Genomic DNA, 22526 nt, shown 5'->3' on the forward strand with positions numbered 1-22526 from the left:
GGCGCGTCGGAACGGCATCAGGTCGTCACAATCCGACGGGGATGACGGGCCGGCCGTCACGGAGTTCGAGCGTCGCTCCCTCCCAGCGGCGGCGCAGCCAGCGATCGTGGCTCGCGATCACGACGGCTCCGGGATAGGTGCCGAGCGCGGCCTCGAGGTCGGTCGCGAGAGCGAGCGAGAGGTGGTTCGTCGGCTCGTCGAGCAGGAAGAGGTGCGGTGGCCGCGCGATGACGAGCGCGAGCGCCACACGACGCTGCTGTCCGATCGAGAGCACGCCCACCGGACGGTCGAGGTCGCGCGGTGCGACGAGGCCGAGCTCGCCGAGCGGAACCGCCGCCGCACGCGCCTCGCCGAGGGTCGTCTCGTAGAGCTCGCGCACCGACTGCTCGGCGCGAGCGAAGCGCACGTCCTGTTCGAGCACACCGACGCGCAGGCCCCGACGACGATCGACATGCCCTCCGTCGGCGGCGATCGCGCCGGCGAGCAGCCCGAGGAGCGTCGACTTGCCCGCGCCGTTCGCACCCGTCACGAGCAGTCGCTCATCGGCCGCGATCGAGAAGTTCTCGAGGGCGAGGCGCGTCCCGACGCGCACCGACCGGGCGTGCACGAGGAGCCCCTCGGTCAACCCGTGGGAGCCGGAGGGGATGCCCGCGAACTCGAGCCATGCCGGCGGCTTCCGCACCTGCTCGGCCTCGAGGGCCGCGAGGCGCATCTCGGCGTTGTGCACGCGACGAGCGATCGCGCGATCCTGATTGGCTCCCTTGAACTTATGGATGAACCTGTCGTTGTCGCGCGGTCCGCGCCCCGGCGCGATCGTGCGCGCCGTGACGTCGGCGGTGCGCCGAAGGCGGGCGAGCTCGCTCTGCTCGTCGGCGAAGCGCCGCTCCCACCGATCACGCTCGGCCGACTTGTAGTCGAGGTATTCGGTGAACGACCCGCCGAAGACGGTCGTCGTCTGGGCCTCCGACACGGCGCCCGTCGCGTGAGCGCGCGTCCGCCGGACCGCGCCGTCGGTATGGGCGGCTGCGGCCGGATCGAGGTCGACGAGCCCCGTCGCCACCTCGTCGAGGAACGCGCGGTCGTGGCTCGCGAACAGCACGGGGCCGGGCCACGAACGCAGGTGCTCTTCGAGGAACGCGACGGCCGCGTCATCCAGGTGGTTGCTCGGCTCGTCGAGGAGGAGCGCATCGGGGCGGCCGATCAGCACGGCGGCGAGCGCGAGGCGGCTGCGCTGACCGCCCGAGACATCGGTGACGAGTCGCGACCGCTCGAGCCCGTCGAGCCCGAGCGCGGCGACGACCGTCGCCCGGCGGGCCTCAGCCGTCCAGACCTCGGCGCGCTCGGCGTCATCCAGCGCCCTCGAGAAGCGAGCGGATGACGCGGGCGAGCCGTCCGCGAGAGCAACCGCCGCGGCGTCGAACTCCTCCTCGATCGCGCGTACCTCGGCGAGCGCCGCATCGAGCACGCGCCCGACGGTGGCGTCGCTCGAGAACTCCGGCTCCTGCCTGAGCAGCGCGGTGCGCGGAGGTCGCGTCACCGAGCCGGCATCCGGTTCGCTCTGACCCGCGGCGAGTCCGAGCAGGGTCGACTTGCCGGCCCCGTTCTCGCCGATGAGCCCGATCCGGTCGCCGGGTGCCACGGTGAGCGAGACGTCGGACAGCACGCGGCGCGCGGCGAAGATGCGGCTCACGCCGTCGATGATCAGTTGCGGAGATGATGCGGCCATGGAGACCCCCGTTCGACGAGCATCCGACGGATGCGTGGAGTCCCGCCGGGCTGTGCCGGTCGACGAGGGGGTCGTCGCGATCGGATGGATCGCGGATGCTACGGCCCGACGTCAACGGCGCCTCAGGCGCGGGACGGAGTCGGGGATCTACTTCATAGCTCGTTCAGGCTACCAGCGTTCGACGCGAACGTCACCCGAGAGTCGCCGCTTTGGCGAGGAGCACCGCGCGTTCGCGATCGTTCGCGGTCAACCGGGCGGCCTCCTCGAACTCGCTTCGGGCCTCATCCCGACGACCGAGCTGCGCGAGCAGCTCGCCGCGCACGCTCGGCACGATGTGGTGGCCTTGCAGCTGTGCCGCGACCCGATCGACGATCAGGAGCGCCGACGCCGGCCCGGTGGCCATCGACACCGCGACGGCACGATTGAGCTCCACGACCGGCGAGGGGGCCAACTGTCCGAGCGCCTCGTACAACAGCACGATGCGCTCCCAGTCGGTGTCGGCGAAGGTCGCCGCGGTCGCGTGGCACTCGGCGATCGCGGCCTGCAGGCCGTAGGCACCGCGCCCCCGACCACGAGCATCGGCGCGCTCGAGCGCCCTCACTCCCCGAGTGATCTGGGCGCGGTCCCAGCGCGTGCGGTCCTGGTCGGCGAGCGGGATCGGTTCGCCGTGCGCATCGACGCGCGTCGGGAAGCGAGACGATTGGAACTCGAAGAGGGCGACGAGCGAGAGCACCTCGCTCTCGTCGGGGAGGAGCTCGGCGAGGACGCGCGCGAGCCGCAGCGCCTCCTGCGCGAGGTCGACGCGCACCCACGTCTCCCCCGAACTCGCGGTGTGGCCCTCGGTGAAGATCACGTAGAGCACACCGAGCACCGATCCGAGGCGCGCGCCGAGCTCGTCGCGACTCGGCACCTCGAACGGCACCTTCGCGGCGGCGAGCGTCTTCTTCGCTCGCACGACGCGCTGTTGGATGGTCGCCGTCGGCACGAGGAACGCACGCGCGATCTCCTCGGTCGACAGGCCTCCGACGACACGGAGCGTGAGCGCGATCCGCGCCTCGCGACCGAGCACGGGGTGGCACGAGATGAAGACGAGGCGCAGCACGTCGTCGTCGATCTGGTCGGGGTCCCACGGTGCGTCGGTGTCGCTCCGCGACTCGAGGTCGTGCGCGATCGCGCGGTAGCGGTCGTCGAGTCGCTCGCGGCGGCGCCAGTGATCGATCGCCTTCCGCTTCGCCACGGCGGTGAGCCAGGCCCCGGGGTTCCGGGGAACGCCCTCGACCGGCCACTGCGCGAGCGCGTCGATCACCGCCTCCTGCGCGAGGTCTTCGGCGAGACCGAAGTCACCCACGACGCGGGTGAGGGTCGCGACGATCCGGGCGGCTTCGATGCGCCAGATCGCCGCGACCGCGCGCGGCACTCGCTCCGCGTCATCCGTCATGGGGTGCTCCCGCGGCCGGGTGTCTCAGAGCTGGCCGTGCTCGGCGCGCCATTCGACCTCGCGCTGGATGAACTCGTTGTCCTGCGGGAACTCCTCGATACCCGGGACGCGTCGCACCTCGAGCCAGGAGCCCGGACCGAGCGGGCAGCGCTTCGCCCATTCGACGGCCTCGTCCTTCGACGACACCTCGAGGATCCAGAAGCCGTTGAAGATCTCCTTGACCTCCGTGAACGGTCCGTCGGTGACGACGGGAACTTCGCTCCCGAAGTCGACGCGGACGGCCTCCGAGATGTCGGCGAGGCCCTCGCCCGAGAGGATGACGCCGGCAGCGATGAGCGATTCGTTGTAGCGCCCCATCGCCGCGATGATCTCCTCGAAGTCGAGGTCCTTCGACTCCTCGACGGCTTCAGGGGTGCTCTTCATCAGCAGCATGAACTTCATGGTGATCTCCTTGAGGAATGTCGGTGGGCCGATCGTTTCGACCCTCTCACTGACGCGTCGAACGGGAAAGATCGAAATCGACACGATCACGAAAACTCCCACAGAAAAGTAGAGAGGGGCGCTCCGGCACCCGGAACGCCCCTCTCACCGCGTAGCGGCTACTCCCACTCGATCGTTCCCGGCGGCTTCGACGTGACGTCGAGCACGACGCGGTTGACGTCCTTCACCTCGTTCGTGATGCGGTTCGAGATCTTCGCGAGCACGTCGTACGGCACGCGGGTCCAGTCGGCGGTCATCGCGTCTTCGCTCGAGACGGGACGGAGGACGATGGGGTGACCGTAGGTGCGGCCGTCGCCCTGCACGCCGACCGAACGGACGTCGGCGAGGAGCACGACGGGGCACTGCCAGATCGCAGCGTCGAGGCCGGCCGCCGTCAGCTCGGCGCGGACGATCGCGTCGGCCTCACGGAGCAGATCGAGACGATCACGGGTGACCTCGCCCACGATGCGAATTCCGAGGCCGGGCCCCGGAAAGGGCTGACGCGCGACGATCGGCTCCGGGAGCCCGAGTTCGCGGCCGATGGCACGCACCTCGTCCTTGAAGAGCGTGCGCAGCGGTTCGACGAGCTCGAACTGCAGGTCTTCGGGGAGGCCGCCGACGTTGTGGTGGCTCTTGATGTTGGCGGTGCCCGTTCCGCCACCCGACTCGACGACGTCGGGGTAGAGGGTGCCCTGCACGAGGAACTTGATGGGCTCGCCGTCGGCGGCCGCCTCGGCGATGAGGTCGCGCTCGGCCTGCTCGAAGGCGCGGATGAACTCGCGGCCGATGATCTTGCGTTTCTCTTCGGGGTCGGTGACCCCGGCGAGGGCGTCGAGGAAGATGTCGGCGGCATCGACCGTGATGAGGCGCACGCCGGTCGCGGCGACGTAGTCCTGCTGCACCTGCTCGCGCTCGCCCTGACGGAGGAGCCCGTGATCGACGAACACGGCGGTGAGCTGGTCGCCGACGGCTTCCTGCACGAGCGCGGTCGAGACGGCGGAATCGACGCCGCCCGAGAGGGCGGAGATCACGCGCGCAGAGCCGACCTGGGCGCGGATGCGCTCGACCTGCTCGGCGATGACGTTGCCGGGGTTCCAGTCGGCGGGGATGTCCGCCGCCTTGTGGAGGAAGTTCGAGAGCACATCCTGGCCGTACTCGGAGTGCTTCACCTCGGGGTGCCACTGCACGCCGTAGAAGCCCTGCTCGTCGTTCGCGAACGCCGCGACGGGCGTCGTCGCGGTCGAGGCGAGCACGTCGAAGCCCTCGGGGGCGATCGAGACGGAGTCGCCGTGGCTCATCCATACGATCTGAGCCGACGGCTGGCCGCCGAGCAGCACGTTGCCGTCGTCGGTGAGCGCGGTGACCGCGGTCGATCCGTACTCGCGGTGCCCGGTCTGCGCGACGGTTCCGCCGAGCTGCTGAGCCATGACCTGGAAGCCGTAGCAGATGCCGAGGGTCGGCACGCCGAGTTCGAGGATGCCCGGGTCGAGCGACGGGGCGCCGGCCTCGTAGACCGACGACGGTCCGCCGGAGAGGACGATGCCGACGGGGTTCTTCGCGCGGACCTCGTCGGCCGTGATCGTGTGCGGCACGATCTCGGAGTACACGGATGCCTCACGCACGCGTCGCGCGATGAGCTGGGCGTACTGGGCGCCGAAGTCGACGACGAGTACCGGGCGCTGCTCGGTCTCGGAGTTCTGAACGGTCTCGCTCACGCGGTGGCCTCCACAGGCTCGATGGACGCCTCACGCGAGGCCAGGTAGGTGTTGACCTCGCGCGCGGTGCGCGCCTCGAGGAAGAACGACAGGAAGGGCACGATGCCGCCCGATGCGAGGAGCAGGAACTTGGGGAAGGTCCATCGCATGAGGCTCCACACGCGGAAGCAGCTGAAGAGGTAGACGACGTAGAACCAGCCGTGGGCGATGAGGATGCCGGTCGAGAGGTTCACTCCGTCGCCGGTCGACTCGAGGCCCTCGGCCGTCTCGCGCATCTCGGCGAACGACAGGAAACCGCCCGCGCCGAACGCGAAGAGTTCGAGATGGAAGGCGTACTTGAGGATCATCTCGGCGGTCAACAGAAGCAGCATGACGCCGGTGATGACCGAGCAGATCATGTAGAACTTCAGTGCCCCGCGGATGCGCGGGAAATCGACCAGTTTGGGCTCGAGGGGCATGGGCCTATTCTACCGGTCGCTCAGGAGCGGCCAGTCCGCCGAGGAAGCGCTCGAGCACACGCATCGCGGCATCGATCTCGGGCTCGGGTTCGCGCCGGTCGCCGAGCGACAGAGCGACCTCGTTGAGAGCCCCCGAGAGCATCGCCGAGACGGCGGCCAGATCGCGCTCGTCGATGTCACCGGCATCGACGAGCTCCTGCAGGCCGACGTCGAGGAGCCTCGCGCTCGTCGCGCTGTCACCGTCGCGCCAGGCGTCCCAGCCGAGCACGATGGGGCCGTCGACGAGCAGGATGCGGCGGACGGCGGGGTCGACGCTCGCCTCGAGAAAGGCCCGGCACCCCGACAGGAACCGCGTGCGGGCGGGCGCATCGCCGTCGGATGCCCGTTCGACCGCCTCGGCGACGCGCTCGAGCGCGCTCTGGAGCACGGCTTCGAAGAGTCCGATCTTGCTCGCGAAGTGGTGGTAGAGCGCTCCTCGCGTCAGGCCCGCGTCGGCGACGAGACCCTCGAGCGCGGTCGCGTGGTAGCCGTCGCGAGCGAATCGCTCGGTCGCGACGTCGATGAGGAGCGCGCGCGATCGATCACGTTGCTCGGCTTTCGTGCCGCGTGAGCTGTGCTCGGTGACTTCGGCCATCGCGACTCCCCTCTTGACATACACACTGTATGTCACGCATGCTCGACAGACACATACAGTCTGTATGTCAATCGAGGAGGAGCCATGGCCACCACCGTCTACCCCGTACTGTGCGCGACCGACGTCGGCGCGAGCGCAGCGTTCTACCGCGAGTTCTTCGACTTCGACGTGACGTTCGACTCCGACTGGTACGTGAGCCTCCGGCATCCCGACGGCGCCGAGCTCGCGATCCTCGACAGCACGCACCCGACCATCCCCGAGGGGTACCGCGAGCGCGCCCGCGGGGTGCTCGTCAACGTCGAGGTCGACGACGTCGACGCCGTGGCCGCGCGTCTCGAGGCTGCCGGCGTCACCGTCGTACAGGAGTTGCGCGACGAGGCCTTCGGCCAGCGTCACGTCATCGTGCGCGACCCGGGCGACGTGCTCGTCGACGTGATCACCGAGATCGAACCGTCGGCCGAGTTCCTCGCCGCCTTCGGTTCGACCGACTAGCTCGCGTCGACCGACGCCTTCTCGGCGGCGGTCGCGGCATCGGCCGCGGCGAGTTCCGCCTCCTCCTGCTCGCGCTCGACGGCGTCGCGCACGAGGCGGTACCAGAGGAAGATCGCGAAGCCTGCGAACACGACCCACTCGACCGCGTAGAAGATGTTGAGCCAGTTGACGTCGACCTCTTGCTCGGGCGGCGGCGCATCGATCGCCGTGAGACCCACGGGAGCGTCGTCGGAGATCACGTAACCGAAGTACACGGGTCGATCGTCGAAGCCCTCCCACTGATTGATGAGCTGAGCGACGGCGACCGTCGAGGTCGACTGCGGGTCGGCACCCTCCTCCGGCTTCACGGGCGCTTCGCTCGGGAGGAACCGTCCGAGGAACTCGACGGGCTCCGGCGTCTCCGCCTCGAGCTCGGCCAGTGCGGCCTGAGCATCGGCCTCGGTCGGCGCCCAGCCGAGCGCGATCGGCAGGCCGCCGGCATCCGTCTCGAGGTGCCCGAGGACCCACCAACCCGCCTCACCGAGGTTGAGTCTGCCCTCGACGAGCGAGAAGTCGGTCGGCACGAAGCTGCCCTCGACGCTCACGCGCTGGCCCGTGATCGCCTGCGCCGTCGGCCCATCCGGCTCCGCGACGTCCGTCAGCGCGACGACGTCCTCGGTGGGGTACTCGATCGTCGTGCTCGACTCGATCGCCCGCTCGATCTGCCACTGACCGAGCAGGGCGAAGGCGGCGGAGATCGCCAGGGCGAGGATGAGAGCGGCGATCCAGCGAGGACGCAGCATCATGTGGAGCATCAGGAGTCGGTTTCCCGGTCTGTCGTGGGTTCATGGTCGGACTGCGCCATGGCCTGTCGGGCGAGCCGCTCGAGTTCACTCGCCCGGCCACCCACCACGGTGCCGTCGCCCGCGTCGAAATCATCGATCACGTCGACGGGGGCGGTTCGCACCACCTCGACCGACGGCTCCTCGGAGCGCGGATCGACGACCCCGTTCGCCGCGGCCGACTCTCTATTGTCCCTCGCCGGAGCGCTGTCCATCACCGACGGGCCGTCCTGCGGGGCGGCATCGCCTCGCGTCGCCGCTTCGACGAGCGCGATGGCCTCGCTCGAGCGTTCCCGGGGCCGCGGCGGCGGGCGGCGGCGAGAACTGCGCAGGATGACGGCGCCGATCTTCTCCGAGTTCGCCGCGAGGATCGGGCCCATGATCGACATGACGAGGACGTAGAGGCCGGCGAATGGCTGGATGCGCGGGTCGAGGCCGGCCGACAACGACAGCGTCGCGAGGATGAGTGCGAACTCGCCGCGGTTCTGCAGGATGACGGTCGTGTTGATGCCCTGCTGGGGACCCATGCCGTTGAGCCACGCCACGAACTGCCCCGCGAGGATGTTGAGCACGACGGTCATCACGACGGCGATCGCGACCGGGAGGACGACGTCGGGGAACGCCCCGATGTCCATCGAGAGCCCGAAGTTCACGAAGAAGAACGCGGCGAACACGTCACGCAAGGGAACCGCGATCTGCTCGATCTTCGCGTGGTACCGCGTCGCGCCGAGCACGAGTCCGATGAGGAAGGCTCCGATCGCGTCGGTGACGCCCAGCACCTCTCCGAGGCCGCCGAACATCATCGCGAGGCCGAAGAAGAGGATCGTGAAGAGCTCGTCGTCCTTCGTCTTGAAGAGCGTCGACACCCACCGGCCGCCCCACCTCGCCACCGTGAACATCACGACGAGGAAGGTGAAGGCGATCGCGAGTTTTCCGATCATCGGCCACAGCTCGGTCTCGCCGCTCAGCACGACCGACACGATCGCGAGGTAGATCGCGATGAACATGTCTTCGATGACCGTCACGCCGAGGATCATCGGCGTCTCACGGTTCGGCAGACGACCGAGTTCGATGAGCAGCTTCGTGACGATCGCACTCGACGACGTCGCCGTCATGCCCGCGATGATGAGCGCTTCGCGCGTACCCCAACCGACCATGAAGCCGAAGATCAGCCCGACGCCCATGTTGATCACGACGTAGGAGCCGCCCGAGACGAGGAGTTTGCCGGCGTTCGCGAAGAACTCGTCCTGATCGAACTCGAGACCGAGGTTGAAGAGCAGGAGGATGAGGCCGAAGACGGCGATCAGTTCGAGGTAGTGGCTCTCGAAGTTGATCGGGATCCACGTCGTGTTCGGGCTCGCGAGGAGCCCGACGATCATGTAGACGGGGATCGAGGGCAGCCCGATGAGCTTGGCGAGACGGCCGAGTCCGTAGGCGACGACGAACAGCAGCCCGAGTGTGATGAGGTCTTCGCCGAGATGCATCAGAGCCCGGGTGGTCCGTCGTTCGCCCGCTTCTCTCCCGTGCGGAAGAAGTGGAAGGCTCGGGCGACCTTCTCGGGTGAACCGGCGACGACGAGCGTGTCGCCCGGGAAGACCTTGAAGTCGGGCGCGGGGGCCGGGTTCGCCGCTTCGCCGCGCACGACGGCGACGACGGTGAGTCCGACGACTCCGCGATCGGCGGGGTTGCCGAGCGCCTGACCCGCGATGTGGTCTTCGTAGTCGACCGTGAACCAGTCGATGCTGAGGCCGGGGATCTGGTCGAGCGACGTGAGCGACTCGGTGATCTGCGTTCCGCCGAGGAGTTCGGCGAGCGTGTGCGCCTCGTCTTCGTTGAGACGCAGCGAGACCTTGTCGCCCTCCGGCCCGGCGTCGTCGTCGGCGAAGGTGATGAGGTCGCTGTGACCCGACCGGTGCGCGATGACACCGACCTTGCCGCCGTCGTCGGTCACGAAGGTGTGCAGCACCCCGACACCAGGCAGCTTCACCCGTCGAACGTCGACCATGGCGGACACTCCTCGAGTCGGTGGGCTTTCACCTCATTCTATGGCCGCCCCGCCCGCGTCATCCCCTCGCGCGGGCCCGCCATCGCGCTCCTCTGCGCCACCTCGTGCGCATTGCGCCAGCCGGGCTGGCGCACCGGCTGTGAACTGGCGCATGCGCCGCGCACTCCTCCCCAGCACACCGGTTGGGCGCGGTGTCCACTGCGAGCGCTGCGCGAGCGCGCGGGTGGAGTGTGCTTACGCACAATCGAGCCATGGACCGTTCGGATCGACGTTCGTCAGAGATCGAGCTCACACGCGCGAGCGATGCACTCGCGCAGGGGCGACACTCTCGACTCCTCGCTGAGTCCAGGTCAGGGCGGATATCGCCGCTCCGTCGCGGCGCATACGTCGATACCGCTGCGTTCGACGCCGCCGATCCGCTCGCGAAGCATCGGGCGCTCGCGCGTGCGGCGGACACGCAGCGCAGGGATGCCGTCTTCGCGGGGATGACATCGGCGATCCTCCACCGCCTGCCCCTCGTCGGTCCCGTGCCCACTGACCTCCATCTGCTCTCGCCGACCTCGTCAGGTCGACGCCGGAACGGCACACGCGAGTTCGCGCGGCGGGGCACCGAGTCGATCGTCGACATCGACGGCCTGCGGGTCACTTCACTCGAAGACACCCTCATCGATATCGCCCGGCGCGAGCCGATTCTCACAGCACTCGTGATGACCGATGCTGCTCTCCTCGTCGATCGCTCCGGCGTTCGGAGCGCGCGCTGCACCGCAGAGGAGCTCGATGCGAAGGCTGCAGACTTCCGGGGGCAGCCCGGCACCAGAATGATCGACGCCGTGCTGAGACGTGCGACGACGCTCGCCGAGTCACCCCTCGAATCGCTGAGTCGATGGAGGTTCGAACAGGTGGGCTGCCCCGCTCCGGTGTTGCAGCACACGGTTCGACTCGCATCGGGACGCGACGCCCACCTCGACTTCGCCTGGCCGGAACTCGGAATTTGGGGCGAGGCCGATGGAGCCGCAAAGTACCTCGGGCTCTCGCAGGCCGGCGCCACCGGTATGACGGCGGCGCAGGTCGTGATCGCCGAGAAGCGTCGCGAAGATGAGATCCGAGGCCTCACCGGATGGCGATGCATCCGCTGGGGATGGGACGACGCGTGGGACGTGCAGCGGTTCCGCACCCTCCTCGTCCGCGCGGGCCTTCCCCTCGATCGCCGGGCTCCGCCAGGAATGCGCCAGTTCGCTCGCGTTCGCGCCACGTGATGTGGCGCGAACTGTGCACAAGTGGCGCAGGCTCCGGGCGCGACCTACTCGAAGAGCGAGATGTCGGGCGCCTCGAGGCGGGCCCGGTCGGCCGACGCGTCGTCGGGCTGCAGCTGCGACGCACGCTCGGCCGCGACGCGCTCGAGGTAGCGCTCGACCTCCAGTGTCGTGCGGGCGTCATCCCATCCGAGCACGCCGGCCATGAGGCGCGCGGCGACGGGAGCAGCCTCCACACCGCGGTCCCACGCCTCGATCGAGATGCGCGTGCGACGGGCGAGCACGTCATCGAGGTGCAGTGCGCCCTCGTGCGACGCCGCGTAGACGACCTCGGCACCGATGTAGTCGTCGGCGCCGGGCAGCGGCTCGGCGAGCGAGGCGTCCGCGCGGATCAGGTCGAGTAGTTCGTCGGTCAACGTGCCGTAGCGGTTCAGCAGGTGCTCGATGCGCACCTTGTGCACGCCGAACGCGCGCGCGATCTTGCCGCGCTTGTTCCACGCCGCCTGGTACCCCTCGGCTCCGAGCAGCGGGATGTCCTGGGTCGTCGAGGCCGGAACACGCCCGTCGAGGGCGTCGGCCGCCGCATCGATGGCGTCCTTCGCCATAACGCGGTACGTCGTCCACTTCCCGCCGGCGATGACGACGAGACCGGGAACCGTGTGCGCGACGATGTGCTCGCGCGAGAGCTTCGAGGTCTGGTCGCTCTCGCCCGCGAGGAGGGGCCGCAGGCCCGCGTACACACCCTCGACGTCGTCGCGCGTGAGCGGAACCCGCAGCACGCGGTTGACGTGCTCGAGCAGGTAGTCGATGTCGGCGGCGGTCGCTGCCGGGTGCGCCTTGTCGAGGTCCCAGTCGGTGTCGGTCGTGCCGATGAGCCAGTGTCGGCCCCACGGGATGACGAAGAGCACGCTCTTCTCGGTGCGGAGGAGCAGACCCATCGTCGACTGGAAGCGATCGCGCGGCACGACGAGGTGCACGCCCTTCGATGCCCGCACCTTGAACGTTCCGCGTTCGCCGACCATGCGCTGCGTGTCGTCGGTCCACACACCGGTCGCGTTGACGACCTGCTTGGCACGCACCTCGAATCGCTCGCCCGTCTGCAGGTCGTGGGCCTTCACGCCGACGACGCGCTGGCCGACCTTGACGAAGCCCTCGACCCGCACGCGCGAGGCGACGTGCGCGCCGTAGAACGAGGCCGTGCGCACGAGCGACGACACGTATCGGGCGTCGTCGACCTGCGCGTCGTAGTAGGTGAGCCCGCCGATGAGGGCGCCGTCGGCGAGCGACGGGATCGACTTCTGCACCTGCCGCTTCGAGAGGTGGCGGTGGTGCGGCACACCGGGCGGGCGCCCGCCCGAGTAGCTGAACAGGTCGTAGAGGAGCATGCCCGCGCCGATGTACAGGCGCTCGAAGAACCGCTTCTCGAGCGGGTACAGGAACTTCACGGGCTTGACGAGGTGCGGCGCGATGCGCTGCAGCAGCAGCCCGCGCTCGATGAGCGCCTCCCGCACGAGGCGGAAGTCGAGCTGTTCGAGATAACGGATGCCGCCGTGCACGAGCTTCGACGAGCGCGACGACGTACCCGACGCCCAGTCGCGGGCCTCGAGGAGCCCGACGCTCAAGCCGCGGGTCACGGCGTCGAGGGCCGCTCCCGCGCCGACGATCCCGCCGCCGACGACGAGCACGTCGACCTCACGGGTGCGGAGGCGTTCGAGCGCGGCGGAACGTTCCTCCGGTCCGAGCTTGTTCGATCGGGTGACCGTCTTCGGTTTCGCCATGGAACGCCTACCCCCCGTGATACGGCGCGACGATGACCTCGACGCGCTGGAACTCCTTCAGATCGGAATAACCGGTCGTCGCCATCGAGCGACGGAGCGCGCCGACGAGGTTCGCCGAGCCCTCCGCGAGCGGTGCCGGACCGTAGAGAATGCCTTCGAGCGGGGCGATCTGCCCGACGTGCACGCGGTTTCCGCGCGGCAGCTCGGCGTGATGCGCCTCGGGGCCCCAGTGGTAGCCGCCGCCGGGTGCATCGGTCGCACGAGCGAGTGTCGAACCGAGCATGACCGCGTCGGCGCCGCACGCGATCGCCTTGACGATGTCGCCCGAGTGGCCGAGGCCGCCGTCGGCGATGACGTGTACGTAGCGACCGCCCGACTCGTCCATGTAGTCACGTCGCGCTCCCGCGACATCCGCCACGGCCGTGGCCATGGGAGCGTGGATGCCGAGCGAGGCGCGGGTCGTCGACGCTGCTCCCCCGCCGAAGCCGACGAGGACGCCGGCCGCACCCGTGCGCATGAGGTGGAGGGCGGCCGTGTAGGTCGCGGCGCCGCCGACGATGACGGGCACGTCGAGCTCGTAGATGAACTTCTTGAGGTTCAGGGGTTCCTGCGTCTTCGACACGTGCTCGGCCGAGACGGTGGTGCCGCGGATGACGAAGAGATCGACTCCGGCGGCGACGACGGTCTCGTAGAGCTCCTGCGTGCGCTGCGGTGAGAGCGCGCCGGCGACGGTGACACCGGCGGCGCGGATCTCGGCGAGACGCGCGGAGACGAGCTCGGGCTTGATCGGCTCGGAGTAGATCTGCTGCATCCGCGCCGTCGCGGCATCGGGGTGCAGGCCGCGGATCTCGGCGAGCAGGGGCTCAGGGTCGTCGTAGCGGGTCCAGAGGCCCTCGAGGTCGAGCACGCCGAGGCCGCCGAGCTGACCCATCATGATCGCCGTGCGCGGCGAGACGACCGAGTCCATCGGGGCGGCGAGGAACGGGATGTCGAACTGGTAGGCGTCGATCGACCACGAGACCGACACGTCTTCGGGGTCTCTCGTGCGACGACTCGGAACGATCGCGATGTCGTCGAAGGCATATACGCGACGGCCCCGCTTGGAGCGTCCGATCTCGATTTCCTGACTCACCTCTCCAGCCTACCGGGCGCCCCAACGCGAATCGCCGCCCGTCCGCGGAAGCGGAGGAACGGCGATCGATGCGGAAGCGGAGCTCAGCGCGTGTAGTTCGGCGCCTCGACGACGATCTGCACGTCGTGAGGGTGCGATTCCTTGAGACCGGCGGGCGTGATCCTGACGAACTTGCCCTTCGCCTTGAGCTCGGGGATCGAGCGGGCGCCGACGTAGAACATCGACTGACGGAGGCCGCCGACGAGCTGGTACGCCACGGCCGACAGCGGGCCGCGGAACGGCACCTGGCCCTCGATGCCCTCGGGGATCAGCTTGTCGTCGTTCGGCACGTCGGCCTGGAAGTAGCGGTCCTTCGAGTACGACGTCTTCTTGCCGCGGGTCTGGAGCGCGCCGAGCGAGCCCATGCCGCGGTAGGTCTTGTACTGCTTGCCGTTGACGAAGACGAGTTCGCCCGGGCTCTCGGCCGTGCCCGCGAGGAGCGAGCCGAGCATGACGGTGTCGGCCCCGGCGACGAGCGCCTTGGCGATGTCGCCCGAGTACTGCAGTCCGCCGTCGGCGATGATCGGGATGCCGGTCTCGCGCGCCGCGAGGGATGCTTCGTAGACCGCGGTGACCTGGGGCACGCCCACGCCGGCGACGACACGCGTCGTGCAGATCGAGCCCGGGCCCACGCCGACCTTCACCGCGTCGGCTCCGGCGTCGATGATGGCCTGCGCGCCGGCGCGCGTCGCGACGTTGCCGCCGATGATGTCGATGGCGTTGAAGGCCGGGTCGGCCTTCAGGCGACGGATGATGTCGAGCACGCCCGCGCTCTCGCCGTTGGCGGTGTCGACGACGAGGACGTCGACGCCGGCGTCACGGAGGGCACCGGCGCGCTCCCACGCGTCTCCGAAGAAGCCGATCGCCGCACCGACGCGGAGACGACCTTCGTCGTCCTTCGTCGCGAGGGGGTACTTCTCGGACTTGTCAAAGTCCTTGACGGTGATGAGGCCCGTGAGGCGGCCGCTCGCGTCGATGAGGGGGAGCTTCTCGATCTTGTGCTGCGCGAAGATCGCGATCGCGTCGTCGGGGTCGATTCCGACCTTGCCGGTGACGAGGGGCATCTTCGTCATGACGTCGCGAACGCGCGTCGTGGCCTTCTCGAAGTCGGAGACGAAGCGCATGTCGCGGTTCGTGATGATGCCGACGAGGATCCCGTTGTCGTCGACGACGGGCAGACCGCTGATGCGGTACTGGCCGCACAGCATGTCGACGTCGGCGACGGTCGCGTCGGGCGACGTCGTGACGGGGTTCGTGACCATGCCCGACTCGCTGCGCTTGACCTGGTCGGCGATCGTCGCCTGGTCGTCGATCGAGAGGTTGCGGTGCAGGATGCCGATGCCGCCCTCGCGCGCCATGCCGATCGCCATGCGCTTCTCGGTCACGGTGTCCATCGCGCTCGAGAGGAGCGGCGTAGCGACGTTGATCCGGCGCGTGAGACGCGATGTCGTGTCAGCCTCGCTCGGAATCACATCGGTGTGCCCCGGGAGGAGCAAGACGTCGTCGTAGGTCAGCCCCACGAAACCGAACGGATCTGACGTTTCCATGTCGCCCTTTCATCCACGCTTCTCGGGCCGGCCGCCTCACTTCGCGCTGTGATCATCTTAAACGCGTTTGCCTTCGTGGCATTCCCCGAATAACAATCAAGGGTTGATTGCACGGATCACGAAATACGTGGGACATAATCAGCACGTACTGTCGACACCGCCGTCGACAGGTCCACACCGGACTCGCGGCCACCAGCTGCCGGTTCTCTTGGGAGGTTCAGTGAAACCCGCTCACTCGGTCGCGAGACCATCGCCCGGAAGGTGGGTACTCGTCTTCCTCGGATTCGTCCTCGCCGCCCTCACCCTGTCCGGCATCGCAGCGTCCCCTGCGATGGCGGACACGGTGCGGGCGGAGGGATCGGATACCGCAGAGGAATACGAGTTCACCCTTCGCGGAAATGTCCAATTCGACGGAGAGCCTCTGGAGGGCGTGGCCATCACGCTCGAAGGAAACGGCTTCGAAGCCGAGACCGAGACGGATGCCGACGGTCGTTGGTCCATCGGAGTGCCGGAGAAGGCGACCTACACGGTCACCCTCGATGAGGACACGCTCCCCGATGGCGTCGTCGTCTCGGAAGGCAGTGCGACCCGCGACGCCGAGTTCGGACTGACGAAGAACGCGTCGGTGAACTTCTTCCTCGGCGAGGGCGTCCGCACGACGGTCAGCTTCTTCGACCAGTTCGTGCAGCGCGCGATCAACGGATTGAACTTCGGTCTCCTCCTCGCACTCGCCGCGATCGGGCTCTCGCTCATCTTCGGAACGACGGGCCTCTCCAACTTCGCCCACGCGGAGATGGTGACGTTCGGCGCACTCATGGTGCTGACGTTCGGAGTGAACTTCGCCTGGCCGCTGTGGGCGGCGATCGGAATCGCGCTGCTCTTGAGCGCGGCCCTCGGTTGGGGCCTCGATGCGGTCATCTGGAAGCCGCTGCGGAAACGCGGCGTCGGCCTCGTGCAGTTGATGATCGTGAGCATCGGTCTCTCGCTCGCGATGCGCTACACGTACCAGTTCTTCTACGGCGGATCGACGAGCCAGCTCCCCGGAGCGACGCTCCCGGCCGACATCCGTTTCGGCGCCGTGGCGCTGTCGTGGATCGACATCGCGAGCATGGGCGTCAGTGTCGTCGTGCTCATGGCCGTCGGCTACTTCCTGCTGCGGACGAGGATCGGTAAGGCCACCCGCGCGGTGTCCGACAACCCGAGCCTGGCCGCGGCCAGTGGTATCGACGTCGACCGCGTCATCCGTATCGTCTGGGTTCTCGGCGCCGTCCTCGCGGGCCTCGCCGGCATCCTCTGGGCCTACTTCCGCCCCGGCGTGAGCTGGGACATGGGCTTCCAGATCCTGCTCCTCATCTTCGCCGCCGTGACCCTCGGCGGACTCGGGACGGCGTTCGGCGCCCTCGTGGGTTCGATCATCGTGGGTCTCTTCGTCGAGTTGTCGACGCTCTGGCTGCCGAGCGACATGAAGTATGTCGGTGCGCTCGTCATCCTCATCCTCGTACTGCTGTTCCGACCACAGGGCATCCTGGGTCGCCGAGAGAGAATCGGATAGGGGGCGAACGCCATGATCGACTGGGGAGCAATCTTCGGAAACGCGGCCGTCGAGCTGATCAGCCCGACCACCGCCGCCTACGCACTCGCCGCCCTCGGCCTTGCGATCCACTTCGGCTACACGGGCCTCCTGAACTTCGGCCAGGCCGGGTTCATGCTGCTCGGTGCATATGGGTACGCCATCCCGGCGCTCAAGCTCGGCTGGCCCGTCTGGGCGTGCATCCTCGTCGCCCTGTCGGCGTCGGTGATCTTCGCGCTCATCCTGGGTATACCCACACTCCGACTGAGAGCCGACTATCTCGCAATCGTCACGATCGCGGCGGCCGAGGTGTTGAGGCTCATCTTCACCACCAACACCTTCGCGCCGGTCACCGGCTCGGCGAACGGCCTCTCGGAGTACCAGACGGGCATCCTCGCCTTCAACCCGTTCCCACCCGGGCGCTACGGGTTCGGGCCGTGGGTCTTCGACAATCGCGTCTGGTTCTTCCTCGTGATCGCCTGGGTCCTCGTGATCATCTTCGCGATCTTCACGTGGCTCCTGATGCGCAGCCCCTGGGGCCGTGTCCTCAAGGGAATCCGAGAGGACGAGGACGCCGTGCGTTCGCTCGGCAAGAACGTCTACGCCTACAAGATGCAGAGCCTCATCCTCGGTGGAGTCTTCGGAACCGTCGCCGGAATGCTCTTCGTCCTACCGCGAGCCGTGGTGCCGTCGTACTTCCAGCCCTCGCTCACGTTCTTCATCTACGCGATCCTTCTTCTGGGTGGCGCGGCGACGATCCTCGGCCCGATCCTCGGCTCGATCGTCTTCTGGGTGCTCCTCTCCTTCTTCTCGGGCTTCATCGCCCGAGCGGTCGAGGCGGGATGGCTCCCCTTCATGACCCAGGTCCAGGCCGGTCAGCTCCGCTTCATCCTCGTCGGCTTGGCGATCATGTTGATAGTTGTCTTCATGCCACAGGGTCTCCTCGGAAACAAGAAGGAGCTGGCTTTTGTCAAGTAACGCCGTTCCCAGCATCAAGCCCGTCAAGACGACCGGACTGCACATCGGAGAAGCAGCTCCGGGTGTCAAGAAGGTCGATCCGATCCTCATCGCCGACAGCGTGAAGCGCACGTTCGGCGGCCTCACCGCCGTCGACGTCGCCCACGTCGAGATCCCGAGGAACGCCATCACGGCCCTCATCGGCCCGAACGGCGCCGGCAAGACGACCTTCTTCAACCTGTTGACGGGCTTCGACCGCCCCGACACGGGAACGTGGGAGTTCGACGGCAAGCCGCTCGCCCGTGTCGCCGCCTACCGGGTGGCGCGCATGGGGCTCATCCGCACCTTCCAGCTGACGAAGTCGCTCGGGCTCCTCTCGGTGCTCGACAACATGAAGCTCGGCGCGAAGGATCAGCGCGGCGAGCACATGTTCCGCGGACTCATCCCGGCGATCTGGCGGAAGCAAGAGGCGGAGATCGAGGCGAAGGCCCTCGACCTCCTCGCCCGCTTCAAGCTCGATGCGAAGAAGGATGACTACGCCGCGGGTCTCTCGGGCGGCCAGCGCAAGCTCCTCGAGATGGCGCGGGCGCTCATGAGCGACCCGCAGCTCGTCATGCTCGATGAGCCGATGGCCGGCGTGAACCCCGCACTCACGCAGTCGCTCCTCGACCACATCCTGAACCTCAAGGCCGAAGGGATGACGGTGCTCTTCGTCGAGCACGACATGCACATGGTCCGGCACATCGCCGACTGGGTCATCGTCATGGCCGAGGGCCGCGTCGTCGCCGAGGGAGACCCGTACACCGTCATGGAGAACCCGGCCGTGATCGACGCCTACCTCGGCGCCCACCACGACTCCGACCTGGGATCGACCGACACCGAGCACGTCGAGGCCGTGAAGGAGCTCATCGATGACGAACAGTAGTCCTGCTCCCGCCGCGGGCGGAGCCGCAGCCCCCGTCGCCGAACTCGTCGTCGACGTGCGGAACGTGACCGCCGGGTACCTGCCCGGCGTGAACATCCTGAACGGATGCTCGTTGACGGCCGCCCCCGGCGAACTCATCGGCATCATCGGCCCGAACGGCGCCGGAAAGTCGACGCTCCTCAAGTCGATCTTCGGACTCGTCAAGGTGCGCGACGGCGGCATCTACCTCCAGGGCGAGGAGATCACGAACCTCAAGGCGAACAAGCTCGTCTCGAAGGGCGTGGGCTTCGTGCCCCAGACGAACAACGTGTTCCCGACGCTCACCATCCAGGAGAACCTGGAGATGGGCATGTTCCAGAAGCCCAAGGGCTTGAAGGAGCGGCTCGAGTTCGTCACCGAGATCTTCCCCGAGCTCGGCAAGCGCCTCGGCCAGCGAGCGGGTTCGCTCTCGGGCGGTGAACGCCAGATGGTCGCGATGTCACGCGCGCTCATGATGGGCCCTCACGTGCTCCTGCTCGACGAGCCGAGCGCCGGCCTCTCCCCCGTGCGTCAGGACGAAGCGTTCCTGCGCGTCAAGGAGATCAACAAGGCCGGTGTCACGACGATCATGGTCGAGCAGAACGCACGCCGCTGCCTGCAGATCTGTGACCGCGGATACGTGCTCGACCAGGGCCGTGACGCCTACACGGGCACGGGCCGTGAGCTGCTGAACGACCCCAAGGTCATCGGTCTGTACCTCGGCACGCTCGGTCAGGACGAGTAGACCGTACACGCTGCACGACAGAGGGGGATGCCGCCGGCATCCCCCTCTTCTCTTTCCCCTCGACACCCCACCCCACCCCCACAGTCTCGGCGTCACGACACGCCGGCTACGAGCCCGATGACCAGCGTGTCGTGACGCCGAGACGGGGAAGGTCGTAGGGGCTGCGGAGACGGGCGAGCGGCGCACGCGAGGCGCAGCGGGGGCGGGCACAGAAGAAGGGCCCCGGCCGAAGCCGGGGCCCTTCTCAGTCACTCAGTGAGGGTTGATGATCAACCGTCACCGATGCGGCTGTAGGTGTTGTCGGCGTTGAACTCGAAGATGCCGATCGTCGCCTCGGTCGGGTCACCGTTCGAGTCGAACGTGATCGGGCCGGAGGCTCCGTCGTAGTCGATCTGCTTGCCCTCGGCGAGGAGCTTCACACCATCGGCGTACGTCGTGACCTTCTCGCCGTCGCCCGAGCCGCCCGAGACCTGCTGGAGGTACTTGGCGATCTCGGTCGCGTCGGTGCTGTTGGCCGCGTAAGCCGCGAGCGCGATGAGCACGACGGCGTCGTACGACTCGGCTGCGTAGCTGTAGTCGGTCAGGTCGGGGTCGACGCCGAGGAGGCGGTCGGTGAAGTCACCGAGGCTTCCCGTGTCGAGACCGGGCAGCGTGCCCTTCGAGCCCTCGATGAGGTTCGGAGCGAAGTCGGCGCTGTAGTCGGCGAGGTTGCCGTCAACGTAGTACAGCTTGTCGCCGGGGAAGCCGGAACCGACGAGTGCGGGCGTGATGACCTTGGCCTGGTCGAACGTGATCAGAGCGATCGCGTCGGGGTTGGCCGCCGTGACCTCGGAGATCTGCGCGTCGAAGCTCGAGTCACCCTCGTTGAAGAGCGATTCGGCGACGACCTCGCCACCGGCCGCCTCGAAGGCGTCCTTGGTGAACTGGGCGAGACCGGTTCCGTAAGCGTCGTTCAGCACGATGAGGCCGAGCGTCTGGTTGCCGTCGTCGGCGATCAGGTTGCCGAGCACCTCGCCCTGCAGGACGTCGGACGGAGCCGTGCGCCAGTACAGGCCGTTGTCGTTGTAGGTCGTGAAGTCGGCCGAGGTGTTGGCGGGCGAGAACTGGATGACGTTCGCGGCGACGATCTGGTCGATGACCGTCTTCGAAACACCCGACGACGCTGCACCGATGATGGCCGAGACGTCCTGCGAGAGGAGGTCGGTGACCGAGACGGTCGCGGTGTCGGTCGTGGTGTCACCCGAGTCGCGGAAGACGACCTCGACGTTGACCCCTGCGGCTGCCTCGTTGACCTCGTCGACACCGAGCTGGACGCCGGCTTCCTCGGGCGGGCCGAGGAACGCGAGAGCGCCACTCTGCGGGAGGATCGTGCCGATCTTGAGGTCGAGCGCGCGCTCTCCCTCGGCGATGGGAAGGGCTTCCGACGCGTCGGCTGTGGCCTCGGCGGTCTCGGAGGGGGTCGTGGCTGTGCCACCCGTGCTGCACGCGGTCAGGAGGAGGGCACTAGCACCCGCGAGGGCGATACCCGTCCAGACTGCACGTGACGAGCGGGAGGCCGTAGCCCGTGCGAATACGCTCATGGTGCTCCTTGGGACTCAGAAATGCATCATCAAGCGCCGTGACCGACGCCGTTGTTTGACAGTAAGGCCGCGTATTACGCGAAACAAGTCAGTGCGGTAACAACCATGTAACAGCGCTTGAATCGTTATCGGGCCGTCACCGAAGAGGCCTCCACGCAGGAAAAGTGTGACGCGAGGCGCTTCGCGCGCACGATTGCGTCGTGACTAGGGCGCCGGATCGACGACCTCGGCGAGCCGTGATCGGCGTGCACCCCGCCCCGCGCGCACCGCGACGTCGACGGTCAGCACGATGAGCGCGACCCAGACGAGCGAGAAACCGATCCAGCGCTCAAGCGGCATCGGTTCGCTCAGGATGACGACTCCGACCGCGAACTGCATGATGGGCGCGAGGTACTGGATGAAGCCCATGTACACGAGCGGCAGGCGTCGTGCCGCTGCGGCGAAGAAGAGAAGAGGTACGGCCGTGACGACGCCGGCGCTCACGAGCAGGGCCGCGTGCCACGGACCGGCGGTTCCGAACGTGAGCCCCGTCGTGGATGCCAGCACGATGAGCGTCACGACCGACACCGGTGCGAGCCACGCCGTCTCGAGCGTCAGCCCCGATGCCGCGTCGACGCGGGGGCCGACGCGCTTCTTGATGAGGCCGTAGAAGCCGAACGAGAACGCGAGGATGAGGGCGATCCACGGCGGCTGGCCGTACCCGAACGAGAGGACGAGCACGGCGACGACGCTGATCCCGACCGCCACCCACTGCGCGGGGCGCAGGCGCTCCCGCTCGACGAGGACGCCGAGGAACACCGTGACGATCGGATTGATGAAGTAGCCGAGCGAAGCCTCGACGACGTGCCCCGTGAGGGTCGCCAGCACGTAGGTCTGCCAGTTCACGAAGATGAGGAGCCCGGCGAGCCCCATGGTGAGCACGACGCGACGCGAGCGCAGAACCTCGCGGAAGGAGCGCCACCCGCCCCGCATCACCGTCAGGAGCAGGGCGCAGAAGATGAGCGAGAAGAGGATGCGCCACGCGACGATCTCGAACGGACCGCTCGGCGCAAGAGCGAGGAAGTAGAGAGGGAGCATGCCCCACAGCGCGTAGGCGCTGAAGGCGTACGCGAAGCCGGAGCCGTTCTTCGGCGAATCGCCCGGGCGCGCTGCGGCATCGCTAATCGAACGGGGTGTCGATCGATCGGGCTGCGTCACCGTCCGACTCTACTGC

At 68.0% G+C, this 22526-nt stretch carries 20 protein-coding genes; 6 read left to right on the forward strand and 14 right to left on the reverse strand.

The genetic code is table 11. The features are described from left to right. Positions 1 to 25 precede the first annotated feature (25 nt). The 6 genes from BJ972_RS06750 to BJ972_RS06775 form a co-directional block, all read right to left on the reverse strand. Positions 26 to 1726 carry an ABC-F family ATP-binding cassette domain-containing protein gene (locus BJ972_RS06750; RefSeq protein ID WP_129173104.1) on the reverse strand — a complete coding sequence of 567 codons (1701 nt, stop codon included), beginning with the start codon at positions 1724 to 1726 and terminating at the stop codon, positions 26 to 28. 190 nt (positions 1727 to 1916) lie between these two features. Then, a complete protein-coding gene (locus BJ972_RS06755) occupies positions 1917 to 3164 on the reverse strand; it encodes an RNA polymerase sigma factor (protein WP_129173106.1) in 1248 nt (415 codons plus the stop codon). Positions 3165 to 3188: 24 nt separating this feature from the next. Next, on the reverse strand, positions 3189 to 3605 hold the full coding sequence (locus BJ972_RS06760) for a YciI family protein (protein ID WP_129173108.1): 417 nt from the start codon (positions 3603 to 3605) through the stop codon (positions 3189 to 3191). Between the two features lie 158 nt (positions 3606 to 3763). Continuing rightward, a complete protein-coding gene (guaA, locus tag BJ972_RS06765) occupies positions 3764 to 5359 on the reverse strand; it encodes a glutamine-hydrolyzing GMP synthase (protein ID WP_129173110.1) in 1596 nt (531 codons plus the stop codon). After that, entirely contained in the window at positions 5356 to 5817 is a 462-nt protein-coding gene (locus tag BJ972_RS06770) for a DUF3817 domain-containing protein (protein ID WP_129173112.1), read from the reverse strand. Before BJ972_RS06770 ends, guaA begins: the two co-directional genes overlap by 4 nt. Before the next feature lie 4 nt (positions 5818 to 5821). Continuing rightward, entirely contained in the window at positions 5822 to 6451 is a 630-nt protein-coding gene (locus BJ972_RS06775) for a TetR/AcrR family transcriptional regulator (protein ID WP_129173114.1), read from the reverse strand. 84 nt (positions 6452 to 6535) lie between these two features. On the opposite strand from BJ972_RS06775, the gene BJ972_RS06780 reads away from it, so the two are divergent. Then, positions 6536 to 6943 carry a VOC family protein gene (locus tag BJ972_RS06780; RefSeq protein ID WP_129173116.1) on the forward strand — a complete coding sequence of 136 codons (408 nt, stop codon included), beginning with the start codon at positions 6536 to 6538 and terminating at the stop codon, positions 6941 to 6943. Here the strand turns inward: BJ972_RS06780 and BJ972_RS06785 are convergent. The 3 genes from BJ972_RS06785 to BJ972_RS06795 are packed head-to-tail and all read right to left on the reverse strand — an operon-like array spanning position 6940 to position 9769. Further along, positions 6940 to 7728, reverse strand: a complete 789-nt coding sequence (locus BJ972_RS06785; protein WP_241830732.1) for an SURF1 family protein — start codon at positions 7726 to 7728, stop codon at positions 6940 to 6942. The two genes, BJ972_RS06780 and BJ972_RS06785, sit on opposite strands and share 4 nt — an antisense overlap. A gap of 8 nt (positions 7729 to 7736) precedes the next feature. Then, positions 7737 to 9248 carry a cation:proton antiporter gene (locus BJ972_RS06790; protein WP_129173120.1) on the reverse strand — a complete coding sequence of 504 codons (1512 nt, stop codon included), beginning with the start codon at positions 9246 to 9248 and terminating at the stop codon, positions 7737 to 7739. After that, positions 9248 to 9769 (reverse strand): cation:proton antiporter regulatory subunit, encoded by a 522-nt coding sequence (locus tag BJ972_RS06795; RefSeq protein ID WP_129173122.1) that lies wholly within the window; start codon positions 9767 to 9769, stop codon positions 9248 to 9250. Before BJ972_RS06795 ends, BJ972_RS06790 begins: the two co-directional genes overlap by 1 nt. 485 nt (positions 9770 to 10254) lie before the next feature. Here BJ972_RS06795 and BJ972_RS06800 point away from each other — a divergent pair, with 485 nt between their 5' ends. Next, positions 10255 to 11025, forward strand: coding sequence for a hypothetical protein (locus BJ972_RS06800; protein ID WP_179419927.1), 771 nt, complete (start codon positions 10255 to 10257; stop codon positions 11023 to 11025). 44 nt (positions 11026 to 11069) lie between these two features. On the opposite strand, the gene BJ972_RS06805 is transcribed toward BJ972_RS06800, so the two are convergent. The 3 genes from BJ972_RS06805 to guaB all read right to left on the reverse strand — a co-directional run bounded on the left by BJ972_RS06805 (position 11070) and on the right by guaB (position 15518). Continuing rightward, positions 11070 to 12800, reverse strand: a complete 1731-nt coding sequence (locus tag BJ972_RS06805) for a glycerol-3-phosphate dehydrogenase/oxidase (RefSeq protein ID WP_129173126.1) — start codon at positions 12798 to 12800, stop codon at positions 11070 to 11072. Between the two features lie 7 nt (positions 12801 to 12807). Beyond that, positions 12808 to 13932 carry a GuaB3 family IMP dehydrogenase-related protein gene (locus BJ972_RS06810; protein ID WP_129173128.1) on the reverse strand — a complete coding sequence of 375 codons (1125 nt, stop codon included), beginning with the start codon at positions 13930 to 13932 and terminating at the stop codon, positions 12808 to 12810. 83 nt (positions 13933 to 14015) lie between these two features. Then, positions 14016 to 15518: an IMP dehydrogenase gene (guaB, locus tag BJ972_RS06815; protein WP_129173130.1), complete on the reverse strand. Its 1503-nt coding sequence runs from the start codon at positions 15516 to 15518 to the stop codon at positions 14016 to 14018. Between the two features lie 430 nt (positions 15519 to 15948). On the opposite strand from guaB, the gene BJ972_RS06820 reads away from it, so the two are divergent. Genes BJ972_RS06820 through BJ972_RS06835 form a run of 4 tightly spaced genes read left to right on the forward strand, consistent with a single transcriptional unit; the run spans position 15949 to position 19733 of the window. Continuing rightward, positions 15949 to 17070, forward strand: coding sequence for a branched-chain amino acid ABC transporter permease (locus tag BJ972_RS06820; protein ID WP_372487666.1), 1122 nt, complete (start codon positions 15949 to 15951; stop codon positions 17068 to 17070). Between the two features lie 15 nt (positions 17071 to 17085). Then, positions 17086 to 18066 carry a branched-chain amino acid ABC transporter permease gene (locus BJ972_RS06825; protein WP_129173401.1) on the forward strand — a complete coding sequence of 327 codons (981 nt, stop codon included), beginning with the start codon at positions 17086 to 17088 and terminating at the stop codon, positions 18064 to 18066. Continuing rightward, positions 18056 to 18970: an ABC transporter ATP-binding protein gene (locus tag BJ972_RS06830; RefSeq protein WP_206736487.1), complete on the forward strand. Its 915-nt coding sequence runs from the start codon at positions 18056 to 18058 to the stop codon at positions 18968 to 18970. The genes BJ972_RS06825 and BJ972_RS06830 overlap by 11 nt, the downstream gene beginning before the upstream one ends. Beyond that, positions 18957 to 19733, forward strand: a complete 777-nt coding sequence (locus BJ972_RS06835; protein ID WP_129173134.1) for an ABC transporter ATP-binding protein — start codon at positions 18957 to 18959, stop codon at positions 19731 to 19733. The genes BJ972_RS06830 and BJ972_RS06835 overlap by 14 nt, the downstream gene beginning before the upstream one ends. A gap of 269 nt (positions 19734 to 20002) precedes the next feature. Here the strand turns inward: BJ972_RS06835 and BJ972_RS06840 are convergent, their stop codons facing one another. Next, positions 20003 to 21313 carry an ABC transporter substrate-binding protein gene (locus BJ972_RS06840; protein ID WP_129173136.1) on the reverse strand — a complete coding sequence of 437 codons (1311 nt, stop codon included), beginning with the start codon at positions 21311 to 21313 and terminating at the stop codon, positions 20003 to 20005. Between the two features lie 204 nt (positions 21314 to 21517). Continuing rightward, positions 21518 to 22477 carry an EamA family transporter RarD gene (gene rarD / locus BJ972_RS06845; protein ID WP_241830743.1) on the reverse strand — a complete coding sequence of 320 codons (960 nt, stop codon included), beginning with the start codon at positions 22475 to 22477 and terminating at the stop codon, positions 21518 to 21520. Positions 22478 to 22526: the final 49 nt, after the last annotated feature.

The organism is Agromyces atrinae, assembly GCF_013407835.1.
Lineage (GTDB): Bacteria > Actinomycetota > Actinomycetes > Actinomycetales > Microbacteriaceae > Agromyces > Agromyces atrinae.

Excerpts from the sequence above, each read along its gene's own strand:
- BJ972_RS06750 (WP_129173104.1), bottom strand. The coding sequence starts at position 1,726 with ATGGCCGCATCATCTCCGCAACTGATCATCGACGGCGTGAGCCGCATC.
- BJ972_RS06790 (WP_129173120.1), bottom strand. The coding sequence starts at position 9,248 with ATGCATCTCGGCGAAGACCTCATCACACTCGGGCTGCTGTTCGTCGTC.
- BJ972_RS06835 (WP_129173134.1), top strand. The coding sequence starts at position 18,957 with ATGACGAACAGTAGTCCTGCTCCCGCCGCGGGCGGAGCCGCAGCCCCC.
- BJ972_RS06805 (WP_129173126.1), bottom strand. The coding sequence starts at position 12,800 with ATGGCGAAACCGAAGACGGTCACCCGATCGAACAAGCTCGGACCGGAG.
- BJ972_RS06770 (WP_129173112.1), bottom strand. The coding sequence starts at position 5,817 with ATGCCCCTCGAGCCCAAACTGGTCGATTTCCCGCGCATCCGCGGGGCA.
- BJ972_RS06760 (WP_129173108.1), bottom strand. The coding sequence starts at position 3,605 with ATGAAGTTCATGCTGCTGATGAAGAGCACCCCTGAAGCCGTCGAGGAG.
- BJ972_RS06785 (WP_241830732.1), bottom strand. The coding sequence starts at position 7,728 with ATGATGCTGCGTCCTCGCTGGATCGCCGCTCTCATCCTCGCCCTGGCG.
- BJ972_RS06775 (WP_129173114.1), bottom strand. The coding sequence starts at position 6,451 with ATGGCCGAAGTCACCGAGCACAGCTCACGCGGCACGAAAGCCGAGCAA.
- BJ972_RS06840 (WP_129173136.1), bottom strand. The coding sequence starts at position 21,313 with ATGAGCGTATTCGCACGGGCTACGGCCTCCCGCTCGTCACGTGCAGTC.
- BJ972_RS06795 (WP_129173122.1), bottom strand. The coding sequence starts at position 9,769 with ATGGTCGACGTTCGACGGGTGAAGCTGCCTGGTGTCGGGGTGCTGCAC.
- guaB (WP_129173130.1), bottom strand. The coding sequence starts at position 15,518 with ATGGAAACGTCAGATCCGTTCGGTTTCGTGGGGCTGACCTACGACGAC.
- BJ972_RS06780 (WP_129173116.1), top strand. The coding sequence starts at position 6,536 with ATGGCCACCACCGTCTACCCCGTACTGTGCGCGACCGACGTCGGCGCG.
- BJ972_RS06800 (WP_179419927.1), top strand. The coding sequence starts at position 10,255 with ATGACATCGGCGATCCTCCACCGCCTGCCCCTCGTCGGTCCCGTGCCC.
- BJ972_RS06755 (WP_129173106.1), bottom strand. The coding sequence starts at position 3,164 with ATGACGGATGACGCGGAGCGAGTGCCGCGCGCGGTCGCGGCGATCTGG.